A 19,037-nucleotide genomic window follows, 5' to 3' on the forward strand; every position below is an offset into this window, starting at 1 on the left:
AGGCATGGCATGGTTTCACTCAATGAAGGTTCACGTATCGCCCGGCAGCGTGCGGGTTTCAAGGAGTGGGCGGGCCTGGCGGTGTTGGCGTTGCCCACCGTGCTGCTCGGTCTCGATGTCACCATTCTTTATCTGGCCTTGCCCGCCTTGGCGGCGGACCTGCAGCCAAGCAGTACCCAGGCGCTGTGGATCATGGATGCCTACGGCTTCATGATCGCCGGTTTTCTGATCACCATGGGCACCTTGGGCGACCGCATCGGCCGCCGCCGGCTGCTGATGATCGGCGCCGTGGCCTTTGGCATCACCTCGGTGATCGCGGCCTATGCCACCAGTGCCGCCGTATTGATCGCTGCCCGCGCGGTGCTTGGTGTGGCCGGCGCGACACTGATGCCATCGACCCTGGCGCTGATCAGCAACATGTTCGGCGACGTGCGTCAGCGCGCCCTGGCCATCGGTGTGTGGGCCACCATGTTCGCTCTGGGCATGGCGCTGGGGCCGGTAGTGGGTGGTGTCTTACTGGAACGCTTCTGGTGGGGCTCGGCCTTCCTGGTGGCGGTGCCCGTGGTGGCCGTATTGCTGATCGCGGCGCCAATCCTGCTGCCGGAGTATCGTGTGAAGCGCAGTGGGCGGCTGGATCTCACCAGCGTATTGCTCTCGCTGGCGGCCGTACTGCCGGCGGTCTATGGCGTCAAGGAACTCGCCAAAGTGGGGCTCGAATTCGTTCCGGTGCTGGCGTTGGCGCTGGGTGTGCTGATGGCGCTCGTGTTCGTGCGCCGCCAGCAGCATCTGGACGACCCGCTGCTCGACATGCGGCTGTTCGGCAGCCGCACCTTCAGCGCCGCTCTGATCGTATTGCTGGTGGGGCTGGTCGGCGTGTCCGGCGTGATGCTGCTGGTGACTCAGTACCTGCAATTGGTGGCAGGGCTCACGCCGCTGGCGGCGGGGCTGTGGATGGGGCCGCCGGCGCTGATGATGGTGCTGGCGGGCATCGTGGCGCCGCTGGTGGCTCGCCGCATTCGTCCCGGCTACGTGGTGGGTGCGGCCCTGGCACTCTCCACGCTGGGCTACTGGCTGCTGGCCGCCGTCGAGGTGGATGCCAATGGGGTGGGCATGGCGATTGCGGGGTTCTCGCTGGTCTATCTCGGCCTGGGCACCATTGCCGCCCTGGGAACCGATCTGGTGGTGGGCGCGGCACCGGCGGAAAAGGCCGGTTCGGCCTCGGCCATGTCGGAGATGGTGCAGGAACTGGGAGTGGCGCTAGGCGTGGCCCTGCTCGGTAGCCTGGCCACCTTCGTCTATCGCGCCCAGGTCAGCGCGACGATGGCCGATGGCGAAGTCGCCGATGCGGCGGGCATCGCGGAAGAAAGCCTGTGGGCCACCGTTTCGGCCGGCGATAGCCTGCCTGCCGGCGTACTGCTGGAAGCCCAGCAGGCCTTTACCGCAGGGCTGAACGTGACCGCAACAGTGGGCGGCATCGCTATCCTGGCGCTGGCCGTGATCTCCATCGTCAGCCTGCGACATGTCGGGGCGATAGGAGGAGAGGCCCGGGAGGCCTCAGGAGAGAAGGGCGAGCCCTGCTAGCCGGTCAGCTAGTCAGTGCGCTCCAGCTCGCCATGGCGCAGTCGGCAATGGCCAGCAGCGTTTCTCTTGAAGCGCCGTCACGGGCCTGAATCGACATGCCGTGCTGCACGGTGACGAAGTAGCTGGCCAGGGCGCGACAGTCCGTCGAGGCGGGTAGCTCGCCTTCCTCGACGGCACGCTTCAGGCGCCGCTCCAACAGGCAGCCATTCGCCTGACGGTGGGCCTTCAAGGCATCGCAGACCTGTGTGTTGGCGCCCTGCATCTGCGGGGCGGCAAGCACGATCATGCAGCCGCGAGGTGTATCGCCGCGGGTGAATGCCTCGGCCGTGGCATGCAGCACATGCGCGATGGCGGCATGTGCCGTCGGCGCCGTCTCCACTTGCTCCCAGATACCGCTGCCTTCCGTGCGTACATAGAGCTTTACCGCTTCATGGAACAGTGCCTCCTTGCTGCCGAAGGTGGCGTAGAGGCTGGGAGCGTTGATACCCATGGCCCGGGTCAGATCGGCAATCGAGGCGTTGTCGTAGCCTTGGGCCCAGAACACTTCCATGGCACGGCGTAGGGCCTCTTCTCTGTCGAAGCCGCGTGGTCTGCCACGCTGGGACATGCCTAGCTCCTTTTTTTGTATCGATAACTACAAAATATCTTGACAGGCGCTCTCATGTCCAGCCACCTTGGTTATGTATCGATCACTACATAAATTGATTGAACGGAGGCGAGACATGCAGCAACTCAGCGGAAAGGTAGCGATGGTTACCGGTGGCAGCCGGGGTATCGGCGCCGCCATTGCCCGGCGTCTGGCAGCGGAAGGAGCGAGAGTTTCAGTGACCTGCGTCAACGGCGAGGCCCAGGCGCAGTCGGTGGTGGACGAGATCGTGTCGGCGGGTGGTCGCGCCATGGCCATTCGCGCCGACAATCGTGACGACGCGGCGCTCGAGGCCGCCGTCGAGCGTACGATAGCCGAGTTGGGCGGGCTCGATATCCTGGTCAACAACGCAGGTATCTTCCCATCCGGGACGATCGAAGAAGCCACACTGGAGGAACTGGATCGCACCATAGCGATCAACTTGCGGGCGCCGGTGGTGGCGTCCATGGCTGCAGTGGGGTACTTGCCGGAGGGTGGGCGCATCATCACCATCGGCAGTAACCTTGCCGTTCGGGTGCCCTGGCCAGGTATCAGCCTGTATGCCATGAGCAAGGCGGGCCTGGTGGGGCTGACCAAGGGGATGGCGCGGGACCTAGGGCCCCGCGGCATCAACGTCAACATCGTGCACCCAGGCTCCACCGACACTGACATGAACCCTGCCGACGGCGAGCTCTCCGACCCCCAGCGTAGCTTGATGGCCATCCCTCGATATAACGAGGCCGACGACGTAGCCGGCCTGGTGGCCTGGTTGGCTGGCCCGGAGGGTCGTTCGATCACCGGGGCGGAGTTCACCATTGATGGAGGTGCCAACATTTAACGAAACGAGCTTGGTGCCTTGCACTGCACTACCAGCTCGACCCGGCGATTCTGCCGCGGCCGGCCTTGTTGGTATTGCTGGTGAGCGAGGCGCTCGGCGACAGCCTTGTCCGTCGCCGAGCGGCTTCCCGTCACCCTTGTTGGGCCAGGCGCGCCTGCACCGCCTCGCAGAGGGCCTCTACCGGTTGCCGGGAGTCGAGCCGCATGACCGGGCAGGCGAGTCGGCGTAGCCAACGTTCGTGGAGGTCGAAGCTGCGTAGCGGTGCCTTGCCGGTATCGTAGCGACTGGCCCACTCCATGAACTCCCGGTGAGTGTCATGCATGTCTCCGCCGGGACGGATGCGATCCCCATAGCGCGCTCGCTCACGGTCGAGCAGCCGCTGCATGCGTTGCGCATGGGGGAGAGAGAGGAAAATCGCCAGGGTGAAGTGGTGCAGCAAGGGATCGCCCCAGTTACAGAAGGAACCGGCCAGCACCCAGGAATCGTGGTCTGCTATCTCGCGCTCGATCAGGGCGACTCGCTCGGCGGGATCACGCTTGGTGGTAAACGGGGGATCGGTTGGTTGCCAATAGTAGGTGTCGGTATCCAGAAAGGGGATATCCAGGCGCCTGGCCAGCGCCATGCCCAGGGTCGTCGTGCCCGACCCCGAGGCCCCAAAGAGATGCAGTCGTACCGTCATGCGTTATCCGTCCCTGGCACTGAGAGTCGATCCGTTGCCTCACATGGCGGTGGGCACCGGCGTGGGCGGCGCATTATAGCCATCCCGCCCCATAGGACAAGGGTGTTGATCGCGTAGGTGAAGGAGGTAGGCTGACGAGATGTCTCGCCAGCCTGAATCCATGAGTGGTGTCGATTCGTGAACCTCCCAAATGTCAGAAAGCTGTGAGGCTTGGCTCAAGACTCGCCGCCAGCTCCTCCACCAGCGTCTCGATGCGCCGCTCGGCCTGGGCCAGCGAGGCCTGCAGGCGCTCGCCGCCGAACTCGTCGTATTCCGCCGCGAGACCGTGCACGTCGTCGATGCCCAGGTAGCCGAATACGGTGCGAATGTGCGGCTCGACGTGGTTGGCGTGGGCCATGCGCTCGCCCGGTTCGTAGCCGTAGTCGCCGCGGGAACTCAGCACCACCAAGCGCTTGTGCATCTCGGTCAGCATCGGCCAGTAGGGTAGCCCCTGGCGCGAGCGGTCGAAGCCGAAGGTGCGTCCGACCCGTACGATATTGTCGATATAGGCCTTGAAGCCGGCCGGGACGCCGAAGTTGTACATCGGCACGCCGGCAACGATCAGGTCCGCCTCCAGCAGCTCATCGACCAGGGTATCGCTCTCGGCCAGGGCGTCGTGCATCCAGGGCTCGCGCGCTTCCGGTTTGGTGAAGGCGGCGTGGATCCACTCGCCGGTCACGGGGCGTGGCGGATATTGGCCCACGTCGCGATAGAGGATGCGGTCGCCGGGACGGGCTTTTTTCCATTGCTCGACGAAGTGCGCGCTGAGGCGCCGGGAATGGGAGCCATGAGGATCGATACCGGAACGGCCGGGGCGGGCACTGGCGTCGAGGTGGAGTAGCGTGATCATGAACGTCTCCTGACAAGAAAAATTCAACTTGGATGATGCGTGGGAGACAGGATCGGTTCATGATGCAAGGCTGACAAATGACCATTTCTTGCGTGATGGAATAGCTGAGCTTTTCCATAGGTTGGACTTGTCCATAGACTGGGCCTTGGCAATAAGGAGATGCCGGTGAACCGACGCACGCTGCCGCTATCCCAACTGCGCGCCTTCGAAGCGGCGGCGCGCCAGCGCAGCTTCAAGCGGGCCGCCGAGGAGCTGGCCGTCACGCCGGCGGCCGTCAGCCACCAGGTACGCGAGCTGGAGGCACTGCTGGGCGTGGCACTGTTCGAGCGCCGCGTACGGCAGGTGGTGCCGACGCCGGCCGCCATGCAGCTTCTTCCCGTGCTGCAGCGTGGCTTCGACGCCTTCGGCGAAGCACTGGAGGCGCTGCGGGAGCAGGGCGATAGCGGCAGCGTCACGCTCTCCTGCACGCCGGCCTTTGCCAGCCAGTGGCTGTTGCCGCGCCTGGCCGATTTCCATGTCCGGTGTCCCGATACCGATCTGCGCATTCACGCCAGCGAGGCGCCGCTGGATCTTTCACGCAGCGCATCGTTGGCGATTCGCTATGGCATGGGGCCCTACCCGGAGCACGAGGCCGAGGTGCTGGCCGAGGATACCTTTGCCCTGGTGGCCAGCCCAGGGCTGGCGTTGGTGGGGTATGGGGATCTGAAGGCGGTGCGGCATATCGTCTTCGACTGGTACAGCCCGACACTGGGATTACCATCGTGGCAGCACTGGTGCCAGGCGGCGGACGTGGCCCAGGCCGATCTCGGTGCGAGCCTGACTTTCTCCGACGAGAGCCATGCCATCCAGGCCGCCATTGCCGGCCAGGGAGTGGCGTTGCTGAGCCTCACGCTGGTGAAGGCGGAACTCGAGAGAGGCGTACTACAGGTGCCCTTTGGGCCGAGGTTACCGGGCCTGCGCTATCAACTGGTCCGGCATCGGCGTTTTGCCGGACATGCCGAGCTGGAGCAGGTTGCGGCGTGGCTGCGACGTACTTTTGCAGGGGTGGCCAGCGAGCAGAGCGATGCTGCAAAGAGGGGGCCTGCCCATCATTGATTTTTTCTTGTCGGTTGCCGAGGTGCGGCGCATCCTGACATGCGCCGATGACAAGAGATGACGAGGAGAAAGCCATGCTGCCGTTGTCCGATCTGCTGCTTTTCGCCCTGGCCGCCCTGGTCGTAGTGCTGACCCCCGGGCCGAATATGATTTACCTGATCTCGCGCTCGATCTGCCAAGGGCGAGCCGCGGGCGTGATCTCTCTCTTTGGCGTGCTGGCAGGCTTCCTGGTGCACATGCTGGCGGCGGCCGTCGGCTTGACCGCGCTGTTCCTGGCCATTCCCTTGGCCTACGAGATACTCAAGTGGGCCGGCGCGTTATACCTGCTCTTCCTGGCCTGGCAGGCCGTGAGGCCCGGCGCGCGCTCGCCCTTCGAGGCGCGCGCGCTTCCAGCGGACCGGCCTCGCAAGCTGTTCCTGATGGGCTTTTTGACCAACCTGCTCAACCCCAAGATCGCCGTCTTCTACCTGGCGATCTTCCCGCAGTTCGTCTCGCCCGAGCATGGCCCGGTGTTCCTGCAGAGTCTGGTGCTCGGCTTTACCCAGATCGGCGTGAGCTTCACGGTCAATCTGGCGATCGCCCTCTCGGCGGCGGGTATCGCCACCTGGTTTCAGCAGCGTCCCACCTGGCTGGCCGTGCAGCGTTACGTCATGGGCGGCGTGTTGGCCGGCATGGCGGCCAAGCTCGCTGCGGAGCCGCGACAGGGCGTCTAGGTTCCCACGCCTGCATTACGTGTTGGCAGCTCGGACGCCTGCGGCCAGCTCGCGAACCAGTCCATGAACCGCCTCGACGGCACCATGTCGAGTCTCAGCGCTTTCGATGGCCTCTACCAGCGCCGAGCCGACCACCACGGCATCGCTGAATCGGCCAATCGCTTGCGCCTGTGCGGCAGTGCGAATGCCGAAACCGACCGCTATCGGCAGGTGGCTATGCTCGCGCAGCCGACCCACCATGCGCTCGACATCCTGTGGCGGCGGAGCGCTACCACCCGTAATGCCATTTACCGAGACGCAATAGAGGAAGCCCGAGGCATTGTTCAGCACCCGGGGCAGCCGCTTGGCGTCGGTGGTTGGGGTGGCGAGGCGGATGAAGGCAATACCGTGCTCCCTGGCGGGCAGGCACAGCTCGTCGTCATGCTCGGGCGGTAGGTCGACCACGATCAAGCCATCGACACCGGCACGGGCCGCATCGGCCAGAAATCTCGCCACGCCGTAGCGGTGTATGGGGTTGTAATAGCCCATCAGCACCAGTGGCGTTTGTGAATCCTGTTGGCGGAAGGCGTGCACCAACTCGAGCGTCCGGGTCATGGTTTGTCCGCTCCCGAGGGCGCGTAGCGCTGCCTTCTGAATCGCAGGGCCGTCGGCCATGGGATCGCTGAACGGCATGCCGATCTCGATCACGTCGGCGCCTGCCGCGGGCAGCCCCTGAAGGATTTCCAGCGAGGTCTCGAAGTCAGGGTCGCCGGCAGTGACGTAGGTTACCAGGGCCGGCCTTTTTTCCGCCTTGAGCGCGGCAAAGCATTCATCGAGGCGAGTGGCGGTGTTCATGGGGCTCTCCTTGGCGGCGTTCATTGGAAGTTCTCACCCAGGTGTTGGGCGACGCTCATCATGTCCTTGTCGCCGCGTCCGCTCAGGTTGACCACCATGAGGTGGTCGCGGGGTAGCGTCGGCGCGCGCTTGGCGACCTCGGCCAGGGCGTGGGCCGACTCGAGCGCGGGAATGATCCCTTCCTGACGGCAACAGCACTGGAACGCCGCCAGCGCCTCGTCGTCGGTGATCGAGACGTACTCGACGCGCCCATGCTCATGCAGCCAGGCATGTTCGGGACCGATACCGGGGTAATCGAGCCCGGCCGATATCGAGTGGGCATCGATGATCTGGCCATCCTCGTCCTGCAGCAGGTAGGTGCGGTTGCCGTGCAGTACGCCGGGCTCGCCGCCGGTGAGGCTCGCCGCGTGCAGGCCGGTGTCGACGCCCTTGCCGCCGGCCTCGACGCCGATCATCTGGACCGTTTCATCCGCGAGGAAGGGATGGAACAACCCCATGGCATTCGAGCCGCCGCCGATGCAGGCGACGAGAGAGTCGGGTAGACGTCCTTCCTTCTCGAGAATCTGCGTGCGGGTCTCGCGTCCGATCACCGCCTGGAAGTCACGCACCATGGCGGGGTAGGGGTGCGGTCCGGCCACGGTCCCGATGATGTAGAAGGTGTCCTCGACGTTGGTCACCCAGTCGCGCAGCGCCTCGTTCATCGCATCCTTGAGCGTGCCGGCACCCGTCGTCACCGGGATGACTTCGGCGCCGAGCAATTTCATGCGAAACACGTTGGGCTGCTGGCGTTCGATATCGGCCGAGCCCATGTAGACGACACAGGGCATGCCGAAGCGTGCCGCGACGGTGGCGGTGGCGACGCCATGCATGCCGGCGCCCGTTTCGGCGATGATGCGGGTCTTGCCCATGCGCTTGGCGAGCAGGATCTGGCCGATGCAATTGTTGATCTTGTGAGCTCCAGTGTGGTTGAGCTCCTCGCGCTTGAGATAGATCCTGGCGCCGCCAAAGTGCTCGGTAAGACGCTCGGCAAAGTAGAGCGGACTGGGCCGGCCAACGTAATCGCGCTGGAAGTAGGCGAGCAGGCGCTGGAATTCGCTGTCCTGCCGGGCCGCATCGTATTCGCTCTGAAGCTCGCTAATCAGCGGCATCAACGTCTCGGGACGAAGCGTCCGCCGAAGCGGCCGAACATGCCATGGGCATCGGGCTGCATCGAAAGGTCGGTCATGGAGTACCTCGAAGGTCAGGGAGCTTTCGATGAAGCTAGCGCAGACAGGCGGGGCAAAAAATCGATAAGATGGCGGCTATATGTGAGCCAGGGTCACAGGTTGATGCTCAATTCCATGCCTTCTCTCAGCGCACTGCGCGCTTTCGAGGCCACCGCGCGGTTGGGTAGCGTCACGGCCGCGGCGAATGAACTCAGCGTGACTCACGGCGCGGTCAGCCGTCAGCTGCGAAGCCTGGAAGAGCATTTCGGCGTGGCGCTGTTCACCAAGGCGGGCCGCGGCCTGCAGCTCACGAGTCACGGGGAGCGGCTGCAGCACGGCGTTGGCGAGGCATTCCTGCGCCTGCGAGACAGCTGCGCGCAGTTGAAGCGTGACGTCGAGGCGGCGCCGTTCATCCTGGCCTGTCCGGGCAGCCTGTTGGCACGCTGGCTCATTCCACGGCTCGACCACCTTCATCGTGCGTTGCCGGAACTCAAGCTGCATGTCGTCGCCAGCGAGAGCGAAGCGACCCCGGGAAGGGACGAGGTCAGCGCAACGCTGACGTTTGCGGAATCGCCATGGCCGGCCGACCTGGAGGTGATCGAGTTGGCAGCGGAACACATCGGCGCGGTGGTGAACCCGCAGCTGGCCGCTCGGTTCAATCCGAGCGACCGGCGACACTGTTTGACGCCAAGCTGTTGCATACCGCCTCCAGGCCTCAGGCCTGGCCGCACTGGGCGCGTGCACATGGGCTCGATTCGGCGCGTCTCGACCGGGCGCTGGCCGAGGGCCAGGGCTTCGATCATCTCTATTATCTGATCGAGGCGGCAGTGGCCGGATTGGGGGTGGCGATAGCGCCCCGGCTGTTGGTCGAGGACGAGCTGCGTCAGGGGCGGCTGATCGCACCGTGGGGCTTCGTCGAGACGCCCGCCCGGCTGTGTCTGTGGCTTTCCCCCACGGACAATCGAGGGTACCGCGTTCGGCTCATCGAATGGCTCGAGCGTGAGCTGAACGACATGCTCTCTTCGCGGTAACCGCTGCGGGATATCGTGGGATAGATTGGAGCGGCTTTCGCACCTGAAAGACCAAAATTGACGCCGGTCAATCGCTAAACGATAGCTGGCTGCTTGTCCATAGGAAGAGCGAAAATCTGATACCTATGGATAGGCGCTTTCCTTCCAAAGTTTCATACATGTATTTCACATGCCTCTCTAGCATCAGTGGTGTAACGCCATGCGTTACGCTCTCCACACCACAAGATCAAATGGGAGGTAATCATGCAATGGATCGATCCGGAGTTCTGTGATCTTCGCTTGGGATTCGAAGTCACGGCGTATGTCTATGTCCGTTGATTGAAGGAACCGGGATGGCCGCACGCCATTCCCGGTTTTACACGATAACAACGACAAGGTGTTCGCTATGATGACGAGTCCAGGAGTGGCGCTTGGCGACAGCTATCGGATACATCCTACCTTCCTGTTCCGCTGGGAAGCGTCGCAAAACGCACATGTGCTGCTTTATCCCGAAGGGATCGTAAAGCTGAACCGAACGGGGGGCGATATTCTGTCGCTCTGTGACGGCAGTGCCAGCGTGAACGAGATCATCGATGAACTCGGCAAGCGCTACGATGCCGAGCGTGACGTCATCGCCAAGAGCGTCATCCAATTCCTGGAGGTGTCCCATGCCAAAGGCTGGATCCACGTTGCGTCTTGATGGCGATGGCAAGCCCATCTGGGTACTGCTGGAACTGACTTATCAGTGCCCATTGAAGTGCGTCTTCTGCAGCAATCCGGTGGATTTCGATCGCTTTCGAGAAGACGAGCTGAGCACCGAGGAGTGGAAACGCGTCATCCACGATGCGCGCCAACTGGGGGCCATGCAGATAGGCTTTTCCGGTGGCGAACCCACCCTGCGCAAGGATCTCGAGGAACTGGTCGCGGAAGCCAATGCGCTGGGCTATTACACCAATCTGATCACCTCGGGAATCGGGCTCACCGCGAAGCGGCTTGGCGCGCTGAAGGAGGCGGGGCTGAAGCATATTCAACTGGGCTTCCAATCCAGCGACCCCGCCACGGCCAACCGGTTGGCGGGAGTGGAGTGCTTCGACAGGAAGTTGGCCATGGCCAGGGAGATCAAGGCCCAGGGTTTTCCGATGGTGCTCAACGTCCCGATTACCCGAGACAATATCGGGCAAGTGCCTGAGATCATCGAGTTGGCCAGCGAGCTTGGCGTCGAGTATCTGGAGCTGGCCAACGTGCAGTACTACAACTGGGCCCTGCTTAACCGGGACGCGTTGCTGCCGACTCGGGAGGAGCTGGAACGGGCTGAAGAGGCCGTGAAGTCGGCCCGCCAACGCCTGGGCGACGGCATGACCATCTTCTTCGTCATTCCCGACTATTACGAAGGTCGCCCCAAGGCGTGCATGAACGGCTGGGGATCGATACACCTGACCATTGCGCCGGATGGCACTGCGCTGCCCTGTTCCCAGGCGCGTACTATCAAAGGCCTGGAGTTCCCCAATGTTCGTCGGCATGAACTCGAATGGCTGTGGCGGGAGTCTCCGGCTTTCCGCAAGTTCCGGGGCAACAAGTGGATGAAGGAACCGTGCCGCAGCTGCGACGAGCGAGACCGGGACTTCGGAGGCTGCCGCTGCCAGGCCCTGCTGCTGACCGGCGATGCCGCCAATACCGACCCCGCCTGCAGCAAGTCTCCGCACCACCATGTGATTCAACAGGCCATCCGCCAGGCGGCGACGGCCGAGCGCCATGCCGCCAGCTTGATCGCGCGTCAGGGCGGTCATGAACTGGGGAGGGAAGCGACATGAGACTGCCACACGACACGCTCGGCGGTACCCTGGCCGCCGGACTGTTGCTGACCGCGGTGCTCTACCTTCTCGTCCGGTCACTGGTGTAGGAGAGGGCGCCCATGGCACTGCTCGACTTCGCGTTTCGCTGGGCGCACATTCTCTTTGCGCTGGTCTGGATTGGGCACAATTACGCCAACGTCGTCAAACATCCCACCTTCATGCCGCTCAACGGCGAGGCCAGCGAGACGGAGCGCAGTGCGGCGCTGGAGGCCAGGCTGCAGCGCGAGCACGGTACCTTCCGCTATGCCTCCATCGTGGTTTGGACGACCGGCATGGGCATGCTGTGGCAGCGGGGCTGGCTGGTCGATGCGCTGCGCCTCGAAGGGCCTTATGCCGTCATCGGCATGGGCGCCTGGATCGGTACGCTGATGCTGCTCAATTTGTGGCTGGTGCTGTGGCCTCATCAGAAGAAGGTGCTGGGGTTCGTGCCGGCGCCCATGGAAGAGCGGGTGCGCTGTTCGCGCATCACCTTTCTGTCGTCTCGCACCAATACGATCCTGTCGATTCCGCTGCTGTTCTTCATGGCGGCCGGCGGGCACGGTCTGCATCTCTTCTTCTGAACGCCGCGCGAGGAGAACGCATGCTAGCCGCGTCTGTCTCCGACTTCGCCACCGGGCCTGTTTACAACTTCGCCGCGGGTTCCGGCACCATGCCCGGCGAAGTGCTGTGCCAGGCGCGTGAGGAGCTGCTCGAGCGCGGCCGCAGCGGCATGTCGGTGATGGAGATGCCCTTCACCGGCGAGGCGTTTCAGGCCATTCAGCGGCAGGCAGTACAGGATCTGCGGGAGCTGCTCGACATACCGGACCACTATCAGGTGCTGTTCCTGCAGGGCGGCGCCTCGGCCCAGTTCGCGCTGCTGCCGATGAATCTGCTGCCTCGCGGAGGGCGGGCGGACTACCTCGATAGCGGATACTGGTCGCGCAAGGCCATGGCGGAGGGCGGCCGCTATGCCCGGATCCGTGTCGCCGCCAGCGGTGCGGCGTACGGCTACCGCTGCATTCCGCGCCAGGCTGAGTGGCAGTTGGATCCCGATGCGGGCTACTGCCATATCACCAGTAACGAAACGGTCGATGGTCTGGCGTACTCCTGGCTGCCGGACACCGGCGGCGTGCCCCTGGTGGCCGACATGACCTCCGACTTCCTGTCGCGCCCCCTCGCCATCGAGCGCTACGGCGTGATCTATGCCGGGGCGCAGAAGAACATCGGACCGGCCGGGCTGACGGTCGTCATCGTGCGCGACGATCTGCTGCATTCGGCGCGGCCGGAAACGCCCTCGGTGTTCAACTATCGCGTGCAGGCCGAGAGCGAAGGGCGGTTCAACACACCGCTGACCTACGCCATCTATCTCGCCGGGCTGGTATTTCGCTGGCTGAAGCGCCAGGGCGGCCTGAGCGCCATTGCCGCCCGTAACCGGCGCAAGAGCGAGAGGCTTTACGAGGCCATCGACGCCAGCCAACGGTACGTGTGCCGCGCGCGGCAAGAGGACCGCTCCCCGATGAATGTCTGCTTCGATCTGGCGGACGCCTCGCTGACGGCCGAGTTTCTGGCACAGGCGCAGCGGCGAGGCCTGCTGCATCTGCAGGGGCATCCCGCTCGCGGTGGGGTGAGGGCGAGCCTCTACAACGCCATGCCCGAGCAGGGCGTCGATGCGCTGATCGAGTTCATGCGGGATTTCGCGGCGTGATGACGGCGCTGATGCGAGGTCGGCCAGCGCTGGCTCGCCGGCTCGCCTTCGCCCGGGCCAGGTGGAGCGCCTGGCGGCAGGCCGCATGGGCGGGGGAGAACGCTCGGGTAGATGCTCCCGCCTGCCTGGCCCCGCTGCGTGTCATGGGGCTGGAATTCCCCAATCCGCTCGGCATCGCGGCCGGATTCGACAGGTGGGGGCGGCTGGGGCGGCAGGCGGGGGCCTTGGGGTTCGGCTGTATCGAAATCGGTACGCTGACACCCCAGGACCTGACTGTTTGGGACCGGGCCGCTCGGGACGGGGCCTGGGACAAGCCCATCCAGGCACGCGGCGAGCCGGACCTCGGCGACACGGTTCTCGGGGTCAATATCGGCATGAGCCCGGCCAGCGGTGCATCGCAGGCGCTGCGGGATTATCTCGAGTGCCTGCGTGCCGTGTGGCGCCGGGCCGATTACGTTTCCGTCAATCTGTGCAGCCCACAGGCGGCCGTGCTGCTGCGCCCCGATTTCAGGGCGGGGTTGGACGAGCTGCTGAGCGCGCTGAAGCAGGAGCAGCGCGCCCTGGCCGTGGTGTCTGGCCGCTACGTGCCCCTGGCAGTGAAGCTCCGGCTGGCCCCGGGGAGCAGCGAGCTGCCCGAGGCGATGGCCCGCCTGGCGGCACTGCGCTTCGATGCCGTGGTGGCGGCGATCGACGCCGGCCCGCCGGCCACGCCCCAGCGCTATGCCATGTGGCAGACGCCGCTGTGGCAGCACCAGGCCTGCGAGCAGATCGGCAGGCTCAACGCTCTGCTCGGGGGCAATCTGCCCATCGTCGCCGTGGGCGGGATCGGCTCGGCGCGTCATGTCGCCGCTCGGCGGTGTGCCGGGGCCACGCTGGTGCAGCTGCACGATGCCCTGGTCTATCGGGGGCCCGGTGTCGCGCATGCCATTCGGCGGGAGATGCAGCGTACCCTGCGGGGCGCTGGCTGAGAGGCGCCGGAGAACGCGTCGTTCTGCTAGCGTAAGAAGGGAGTCATGATCGAACTTGGCGATGGTCTCCACCATCGAACCTGACGTAGCCCCTGCTTTGCGGAGCGCCCATGCCGTTCGATGCCTTTCATCCCGCCGTCAGCGACTGGTTCGCACGCGACCTCGGTGTTCCCACCGAGGTTCAGGCGCGCGCCTGGCCGGCCATCGGCGCAGGCGGCCATGTGCTGATCGCTGCCCCCACCGGCTCGGGCAAGACCCTGGCGGCCTTCCTCGCCGCCATCGATGGCCTGGTGCGCCGCGGGCTCGACAGCGAGCTGCCCGACGAGACGGTGGTGCTCTATGTCTCGCCGCTGCGCGCGCTGTCCAACGACATCCAGCGCAACCTGCAGGCGCCGATTCGCGGCATCGCCGAGGGGCTTGAGGCAGACGGCCGGGAGGCACCGGAGATACGCGCCTGGGTGCGCACCGGCGACACCACCTCGTCGGAGCGCGAGCGCATGCGCAAGCGTCCGCCGCATATCGTGGTCACCACGCCGGAGTCGCTCTACGTGCTGCTGACGTCCGACTCGGGGCGGCGGATGCTCTCCAGCGTGCGCACGGTGATCGTCGACGAGATCCATGCGGTGGCCGGCACCAAGCGCGGCTCGCACCTGGCGCTGTCGCTGGAGCGGCTGGCCGGGCTCGCCGCGCGCGCGCCGCAGCGCATCGGGCTCTCGGCGACACAGAAGCCGGTGGAGGCGGTGGCGGCGTTCCTTACCGGCGGCAGTGAGTGCACCATCGTCGACACCGGCCACGTGCGCGAGCGCGACCTGGCCATCGAGGTGGCCGGCTCGCCGCTCACTGCGGTGATGGCCAACGAGGTGTGGGAAGAGGTCTACGACCGCCTGGCAGCGCTGGTGAGGGAGCACCGCACCACGCTGATCTTCGCCAACACCCGGCGGGTGTGCGAGCGGGTGGCGCGCCACCTGGCCGACCGCCTGGGGGATGAGTGGGTGACCTCGCATCACGGCAGCTTGGCCCGCGAGCACCGCCTGGATGCCGAGCAGCGCCTCAAGCAGGGCGGGCTGCGCGCGCTGGTGGCCACCGCCTCGCTGGAGCTCGGCATCGACATCGGCGACGTCGACCTGGTCTGCCAGCTCGGCTCGCCGCGCTCGATGTCGGCCTTCCTGCAGCGGGTGGGGCGCTCCGGTCATGGCGTGGGGCGTACCCCCAAGGGACGGCTGTTCCCACTGACCCGCGACGACCTGGTGGAGTGTAGCGCGCTGATGGGTGCGGTGCAGGCCGGCGAGCTCGACCGGCTGCACATCCCCGAGGGGCCGCTCGACGTGCTGGCCCAGCAGATCGTCGCCGAGGTCGCCGGGGCGGGCGAGAGCGACGAGGCGTCGCTGCTCGAGCGCATTCGTGCCGCCTGGCCCTACCGTACCCTGAGCGAGGAGCGCTTCGACGCGGTGGTGCAGATGCTCGCCGACGGCTACACCACCCGGCGCGGGCGGCGCGGCGCCTACCTGCATCGCGACCGGGTCAACGGCCGGCTGCGCCCGCGGCGCAGCGCGCGGCTCGTCGCCCTGACCAACGGCGGGGCGATTCCCGACCACTTCGACTATGACGTGATCCTGCAGCCCGAGGAGATTCGCGTCGGCACCGTCAACGAGGACTTCGCCTTCGAGAGCATGCCGGGCGACATCTTCCAGCTCGGCAACCAGGCCTATCGCATCTTGAAGCTCGCCACCGGCAAGCTCTATGTCGAGGACGCCCGCGGGGCACCGCCGAGCATCCCGTTCTGGTTCGGCGAGGCGCCGGCGCGTACGGAAGAACTCTCGCAGGCGGTGTCGCGGCTGCGCGAGGGGATCGACCGGCAGCTGGCCGAAGGCGACGAGGCCGAGGCCCAAGCGTGGCTGGAAGCCGAGTACGGCCTGGCGCCGGCCGCCGCCGAGCAACTGGTGCGCTACCTGGCCGTGGCGCGGGCGGCGCTGGGCGTGATTCCCAGCCAGCGCCACCTGGTGCTGGAACGCTTCTTCGACGAGGCCGGTGACATGCACCTGGTGCTGCACTCACCATTCGGCTCCAAGCTAAACCGCGCCTGGGGATTGGCGCTGCGCAAGCGCTTCTGCCGCAAGTTCAACTTCGAGCTGCAGGCGGCCGCACTGGAGGACAGCATCGTGCTGTCGCTGGGGCCGACCCACAGCTTCCCCCTCGACGAGGTGTGGGGCTATCTCAACGCCAGGACGGTACGCGAGGTGCTGGTCCAGGCGCTGCTCGATGCGCCGATGTTCGGCCTGCGCTGGCGCTGGAACGCCTCGGTGGGGCTCGCCGTGCCGCGCACCCGCAACGGCCGACGGCGTCCGCCGCAGCTGCAGCGCCAGGACTCCGAGGATTTGCTCTCGGTGGTCTTTCCCGACCAGCTCGCCTGCGCCGAGAACCTGGCCGGGGCACGGGAGCTTCCCGACCATCCGCTGGTGGACCAGACCCTGCACGACTGCCTGACCGAGGCCATGGACATCGACGGCCTCGAGCGCTTGCTGGTGCGCCTCGAAGCTGGCGAGATCGCCGTCAGCGGGCGCGACCTTGCGGTGCCCTCGCCGCTGTCGGAAGAGGTGGTCAACGCGCGGCCCTACGCCTTCCTCGACGATGGTGCCCAGGAGGAGCGGCGCACCCTCAGCGTGCGCACCGGCGCCGCGCTCGACGTGGCCGAGGCCGCTGCCTCGGCGCGCTACGCCCCGGAGGTGGTCGCCCGGGTGCGCGAAGAGGCCTGGCCCGCGCCGCGCGATGCCGACGAGCTGCACGACGCGCTGGTGATGAGTGGCTTCATCGCCATGCACGAAGCCGAAGAGGAGTGGCGGCCCTGGTTCGACACGCTCGCCCGGGACAGGCGTGCCGCGGTCGTCGTGCCACCCGACGGCGAGCCGCTGTGGACGGCAGCGGAGCGCCTGGGCGAGCTGCTGGCGCTCCACCCCGGGGCAGGCATCGAGCCGTCCATCGAGGCGGCGGGCGAGGCGCCGGAAACCCCCGACGAGGCACTGACCGAGCTGCTGCGTTCGCGGCTCGAGACGCTGGGGCCGGTCACGGCGGCAAGTCTCTCCACGCCGCTCGGCGTCTCGCTGGAGCGCGTCATGGCGGCGCTGGCGCGCCTCGAGGTCGAGGGCTTCGTGCTGCAAGGGGCCTTTCTCGGCGGCAGCCAGGTGGCCTGGTGCGAGCGGCGCCTGCTGGCGCGCCTGCACCGCTATGCCATCGACCGCCGTCGCGCCGAGATTGAGCCGGTGAGCATCCAGCACTACCTGCGTTTCCTGCTCGACTGGCACGGCCTGACCGACCGGCCGCAGGGGCCGGAGGCGCTGGCCGCGGCGGTGGAGCGGCTGGAGGGCTTTCCCGTGGCGGCGGGTGCCTGGGAGAGCGACGTGCTGCCGGCGCGGGTGGCCGATTTCTCGCCGCACATGCTCGACCAACTGCTCGCCAGCGGACGCTTCATCTGGCTGCGCCTGCTGCCACCCAGAATAGCCGAGGGCGACGAACGCCAGCGTCCTGGTCCGCTGCGCAACACGCCGATCGCGCTGATCGATCGCCAAGCATTGCACGACTGGCGTCAGGCGGCTCCGGCACCCGATGTCGGCGAGCTGCCGCTTTCCGGCGGGGCGCGCCGGGTGCTGGAGGCGCTGCAGGGCGGCGGGGCAATGTTCTTTGCCGACCTGCTCGGCCCCGCCCACATGTTGCGCACCCAGGTGGAGGAGGCGCTGGGTGAGCTGGCCTCCTGGGGGCTGGTCACCTCTGACAGTTTCACCGGCCTTCGAGCACTGATCGCCCCGGCCAGCAAGCGTCCGCCCATCGCCGCGGGCGGGCGCCGGCGCAGGCGGTATGCGCCGGGCGTGGACGCCGCCGGGCGCTGGTCGTGGCTGCCCGCGCCGGAGCGCGATGCGGTACCGGAAAAGCGCCGCATCGCGACCGACATGGAGAGCCTGGTGCATATCGCCTGGGTGCTGCTGGAGCGCTACGGCGTGGTGTTCCGCCGGGTGATCGAGCGCGAGCCGGCACTGCCGCCCTGGCGCGAGCTGCTGTATGTCTACCGCCGGCTGGAGGCGCGCGGCGAGATTCGCGGCGGGCGCTTCGTGCAGCAGTTTGCCGGTGAGCAGTTCGCCCTGGCAGAGGCGGTGGGCGCGCTCAAGGCCATGCGCCGCCGGGAGCCGGACGGCACCCGCGTGGTGGTGGCCGCCGCCGACCCGCTCAACCTGGTGGGTATTCTTGCGCCCGGCCAGCGGCTGCCGGCGGTGTCGGGCAATCGCCTGCTCTATCGCGACGGTGTGCCGGAGGCAGTGCTGCAGAATGGCGAAGTGCATTTTCTCGAGGCGTTACCCACTGGGCTCGAGCCGCTGCCCGCCGAAGCCAAGTGGCAGGTGCAGCAGCTGCTGCGACGCGGGCCGGGGCATGAAAAACCCCCGACACCAGAAGTGCCGGGGGCTGCGATATCGATGCGCTGACGCTCAGTCGTGCCGCGAGCGTTGCCGGTGAGGAACGCGTTCATCCTCCTCGATACGCACTTCCTTGCGGATGGGTTGCCTCTGCTTCTCGCTCATGGTGTAGGCCAGAGCCGAAAGCGCCACTGCGGCCACGCTCACGGTCAGCATTTCGATGATACCCATGTGCATGTCCTCCTGCGGGTGAATGGGGCGACCCTCGGGACCTCACTGTCCCTACGAGAGGCGTGCCTTGAATTGAGGGTGGCAGTTTTCTCGCCGGCCGACAAATGCTTTGACCCGAAGGAGTGGACTAAGTTTTAACGCTTCGCTGGCTGGTCGCCGAACCCTTGCATTCTGGCGCTCCGTGCGCCTCCGCTCGCTCGGCGCTTCGTTCGGCCCCTGGCCTGGAGCCGTATCGCTATTGCTTTTTTGGCGGCTTTAGTGAAATATATTTCCAAGTATATACTTCTGGCTAATATCCTGGGCGGCTTTACGTAATTCTACGGATGCGATATCCGTATGGACAACTAAGGGATAACTGCAGGAAAATTTACGCAAGCCTCCGGATTTATTTTATTTCCCTCCGTTTTATTCTCCCCAGGTCAGTTCGCTGAC

16 protein-coding genes and 2 pseudogenes are annotated in these 19,037 nt (G+C 65.9%); 12 read left to right on the top strand and 6 right to left on the bottom strand.

What is annotated here, in order from left to right; genetic code table 11:
• The first annotated feature begins 9 nt into the window (after window positions 1-9).
• Window positions 10-1,581, top strand: a complete 1,572-nt coding sequence (locus EKK97_RS04710; protein ID WP_159549686.1) for an MFS transporter — start codon at window positions 10-12, stop codon at window positions 1,579-1,581.
• A 4-nt stretch (window positions 1,582-1,585) separates the two neighbouring features.
• Here the strand turns inward: EKK97_RS04710 and EKK97_RS04715 are convergent, their stop codons facing one another.
• The gene (locus tag EKK97_RS04715) at window positions 1,586-2,188 is read right to left on the bottom strand and encodes a TetR/AcrR family transcriptional regulator (RefSeq protein ID WP_159549689.1); all 603 of its coding nucleotides are present in this window, start codon (window positions 2,186-2,188) and stop codon (window positions 1,586-1,588) included.
• 115 nt (window positions 2,189-2,303) lie between these two features.
• Here EKK97_RS04715 and EKK97_RS04720 point away from each other — a divergent pair, with 115 nt between their 5' ends.
• Window positions 2,304-3,044 (top strand): SDR family NAD(P)-dependent oxidoreductase, encoded by a 741-nt coding sequence (locus tag EKK97_RS04720; protein ID WP_159549692.1) that lies wholly within the window; start codon window positions 2,304-2,306, stop codon window positions 3,042-3,044.
• A 130-nt stretch (window positions 3,045-3,174) separates the two neighbouring features.
• Here the strand turns inward: EKK97_RS04720 and EKK97_RS04725 are convergent, their stop codons facing one another.
• Both EKK97_RS04725 and EKK97_RS04730 read right to left on the bottom strand, forming a co-directional pair.
• Window positions 3,175-3,723 carry a P-loop NTPase family protein gene (locus EKK97_RS04725; protein ID WP_159549695.1) on the bottom strand — a complete coding sequence of 183 codons (549 nt, stop codon included), beginning with the start codon at window positions 3,721-3,723 and terminating at the stop codon, window positions 3,175-3,177.
• 193 nt (window positions 3,724-3,916) lie between these two features.
• Window positions 3,917-4,612, bottom strand: coding sequence for an FMN-dependent NADH-azoreductase (locus tag EKK97_RS04730; RefSeq protein ID WP_159549698.1), 696 nt, complete (start codon window positions 4,610-4,612; stop codon window positions 3,917-3,919).
• Between the two features lie 165 nt (window positions 4,613-4,777).
• Between EKK97_RS04730 and EKK97_RS04735 the strand changes: the two genes are divergently transcribed.
• Entirely contained in the window at window positions 4,778-5,707 is a 930-nt protein-coding gene (locus tag EKK97_RS04735; protein ID WP_159549701.1) for a LysR substrate-binding domain-containing protein, read from the top strand.
• A gap of 74 nt (window positions 5,708-5,781) precedes the next feature.
• Entirely contained in the window at window positions 5,782-6,420 is a 639-nt protein-coding gene (locus tag EKK97_RS04740; RefSeq protein WP_159549704.1) for a LysE family translocator, read from the top strand.
• A gap of 15 nt (window positions 6,421-6,435) precedes the next feature.
• On the opposite strand, the gene trpA is transcribed toward EKK97_RS04740, so the two are convergent.
• On the bottom strand, window positions 6,436-7,254 hold the full coding sequence (trpA, locus tag EKK97_RS04745; protein ID WP_159549707.1) for a tryptophan synthase subunit alpha: 819 nt from the start codon (window positions 7,252-7,254) through the stop codon (window positions 6,436-6,438).
• A gap of 20 nt (window positions 7,255-7,274) precedes the next feature.
• Window positions 7,275-8,479, bottom strand: a pseudogene (gene trpB, locus EKK97_RS04750) (tryptophan synthase subunit beta).
• A gap of 103 nt (window positions 8,480-8,582) precedes the next feature.
• Between trpB and EKK97_RS04755 the strand changes: the two are divergent.
• The 8 genes and pseudogenes from EKK97_RS04755 (at window position 8,583) to EKK97_RS04790 (ending at window position 18,443) form a co-directional block, all read left to right on the top strand.
• Window positions 8,583-9,490 (top strand): annotated as a pseudogene (locus EKK97_RS04755) (LysR family transcriptional regulator).
• 243 nt (window positions 9,491-9,733) lie between these two features.
• Window positions 9,734-9,808: a pyrroloquinoline quinone precursor peptide PqqA gene (gene pqqA, locus EKK97_RS26050; RefSeq protein WP_074519857.1), complete on the top strand. Its 75-nt coding sequence runs from the start codon at window positions 9,734-9,736 to the stop codon at window positions 9,806-9,808.
• Window positions 9,809-9,893: 85 nt separating this feature from the next.
• Window positions 9,894-10,169 (top strand): pyrroloquinoline quinone biosynthesis peptide chaperone PqqD, encoded by a 276-nt coding sequence (pqqD, locus tag EKK97_RS04765; RefSeq protein WP_201297014.1) that lies wholly within the window; start codon window positions 9,894-9,896, stop codon window positions 10,167-10,169.
• Window positions 10,138-11,280, top strand: coding sequence for a pyrroloquinoline quinone biosynthesis protein PqqE (gene pqqE / locus EKK97_RS04770; RefSeq protein ID WP_159549710.1), 1,143 nt, complete (start codon window positions 10,138-10,140; stop codon window positions 11,278-11,280). Before pqqD ends, pqqE begins: the two co-directional genes overlap by 32 nt.
• Before the next feature lie 101 nt (window positions 11,281-11,381).
• On the top strand, window positions 11,382-11,882 hold the full coding sequence (locus tag EKK97_RS04775) for a urate hydroxylase PuuD (RefSeq protein WP_159549713.1): 501 nt from the start codon (window positions 11,382-11,384) through the stop codon (window positions 11,880-11,882).
• A 20-nt stretch (window positions 11,883-11,902) separates the two neighbouring features.
• The gene (serC, locus tag EKK97_RS04780) at window positions 11,903-13,006 is read left to right on the top strand and encodes a 3-phosphoserine/phosphohydroxythreonine transaminase (protein WP_159549716.1); all 1,104 of its coding nucleotides are present in this window, start codon (window positions 11,903-11,905) and stop codon (window positions 13,004-13,006) included.
• Window positions 13,006-13,974 carry a dihydroorotate dehydrogenase gene (locus EKK97_RS04785; protein ID WP_234286658.1) on the top strand — a complete coding sequence of 323 codons (969 nt, stop codon included), beginning with the start codon at window positions 13,006-13,008 and terminating at the stop codon, window positions 13,972-13,974. The genes serC and EKK97_RS04785 overlap by 1 nt, the downstream gene beginning before the upstream one ends.
• 110 nt (window positions 13,975-14,084) lie before the next feature.
• Window positions 14,085-18,443, top strand: a complete 4,359-nt coding sequence (locus EKK97_RS04790) for a DEAD/DEAH box helicase (RefSeq protein WP_159549722.1) — start codon at window positions 14,085-14,087, stop codon at window positions 18,441-18,443.
• 3 nt (window positions 18,444-18,446) lie between these two features.
• Here the strand turns inward: EKK97_RS04790 and EKK97_RS04795 are convergent, their stop codons facing one another.
• Window positions 18,447-18,605 carry a hypothetical protein gene (locus tag EKK97_RS04795; protein ID WP_159549725.1) on the bottom strand — a complete coding sequence of 53 codons (159 nt, stop codon included), beginning with the start codon at window positions 18,603-18,605 and terminating at the stop codon, window positions 18,447-18,449.
• Window positions 18,606-19,037: the final 432 nt, after the last annotated feature.

The organism is Billgrantia tianxiuensis, from assembly GCF_009834345.1.
GTDB lineage: Bacteria > Pseudomonadota > Gammaproteobacteria > Pseudomonadales > Halomonadaceae > Halomonas > Halomonas tianxiuensis.

Excerpts from the sequence above, each read along its gene's own strand:
- EKK97_RS04795 (WP_159549725.1), bottom strand. The coding sequence starts at position 18,605 with ATGGGTATCATCGAAATGCTGACCGTGAGCGTGGCCGCAGTGGCGCTT.
- EKK97_RS04740 (WP_159549704.1), top strand. The coding sequence starts at position 5,782 with ATGCTGCCGTTGTCCGATCTGCTGCTTTTCGCCCTGGCCGCCCTGGTC.
- EKK97_RS04720 (WP_159549692.1), top strand. The coding sequence starts at position 2,304 with ATGCAGCAACTCAGCGGAAAGGTAGCGATGGTTACCGGTGGCAGCCGG.
- serC (WP_159549716.1), top strand. The coding sequence starts at position 11,903 with ATGCTAGCCGCGTCTGTCTCCGACTTCGCCACCGGGCCTGTTTACAAC.
- EKK97_RS04775 (WP_159549713.1), top strand. The coding sequence starts at position 11,382 with ATGGCACTGCTCGACTTCGCGTTTCGCTGGGCGCACATTCTCTTTGCG.
- EKK97_RS04715 (WP_159549689.1), bottom strand. The coding sequence starts at position 2,188 with ATGTCCCAGCGTGGCAGACCACGCGGCTTCGACAGAGAAGAGGCCCTA.
- pqqE (WP_159549710.1), top strand. The coding sequence starts at position 10,138 with ATGCCAAAGGCTGGATCCACGTTGCGTCTTGATGGCGATGGCAAGCCC.
- trpA (WP_159549707.1), bottom strand. The coding sequence starts at position 7,254 with ATGAACACCGCCACTCGCCTCGATGAATGCTTTGCCGCGCTCAAGGCG.
- EKK97_RS04710 (WP_159549686.1), top strand. The coding sequence starts at position 10 with ATGGTTTCACTCAATGAAGGTTCACGTATCGCCCGGCAGCGTGCGGGT.
- EKK97_RS04785 (WP_234286658.1), top strand. The coding sequence starts at position 13,006 with ATGACGGCGCTGATGCGAGGTCGGCCAGCGCTGGCTCGCCGGCTCGCC.
- EKK97_RS04730 (WP_159549698.1), bottom strand. The coding sequence starts at position 4,612 with ATGATCACGCTACTCCACCTCGACGCCAGTGCCCGCCCCGGCCGTTCC.
- EKK97_RS04725 (WP_159549695.1), bottom strand. The coding sequence starts at position 3,723 with ATGACGGTACGACTGCATCTCTTTGGGGCCTCGGGGTCGGGCACGACG.
- EKK97_RS04790 (WP_159549722.1), top strand. The coding sequence starts at position 14,085 with ATGCCGTTCGATGCCTTTCATCCCGCCGTCAGCGACTGGTTCGCACGC.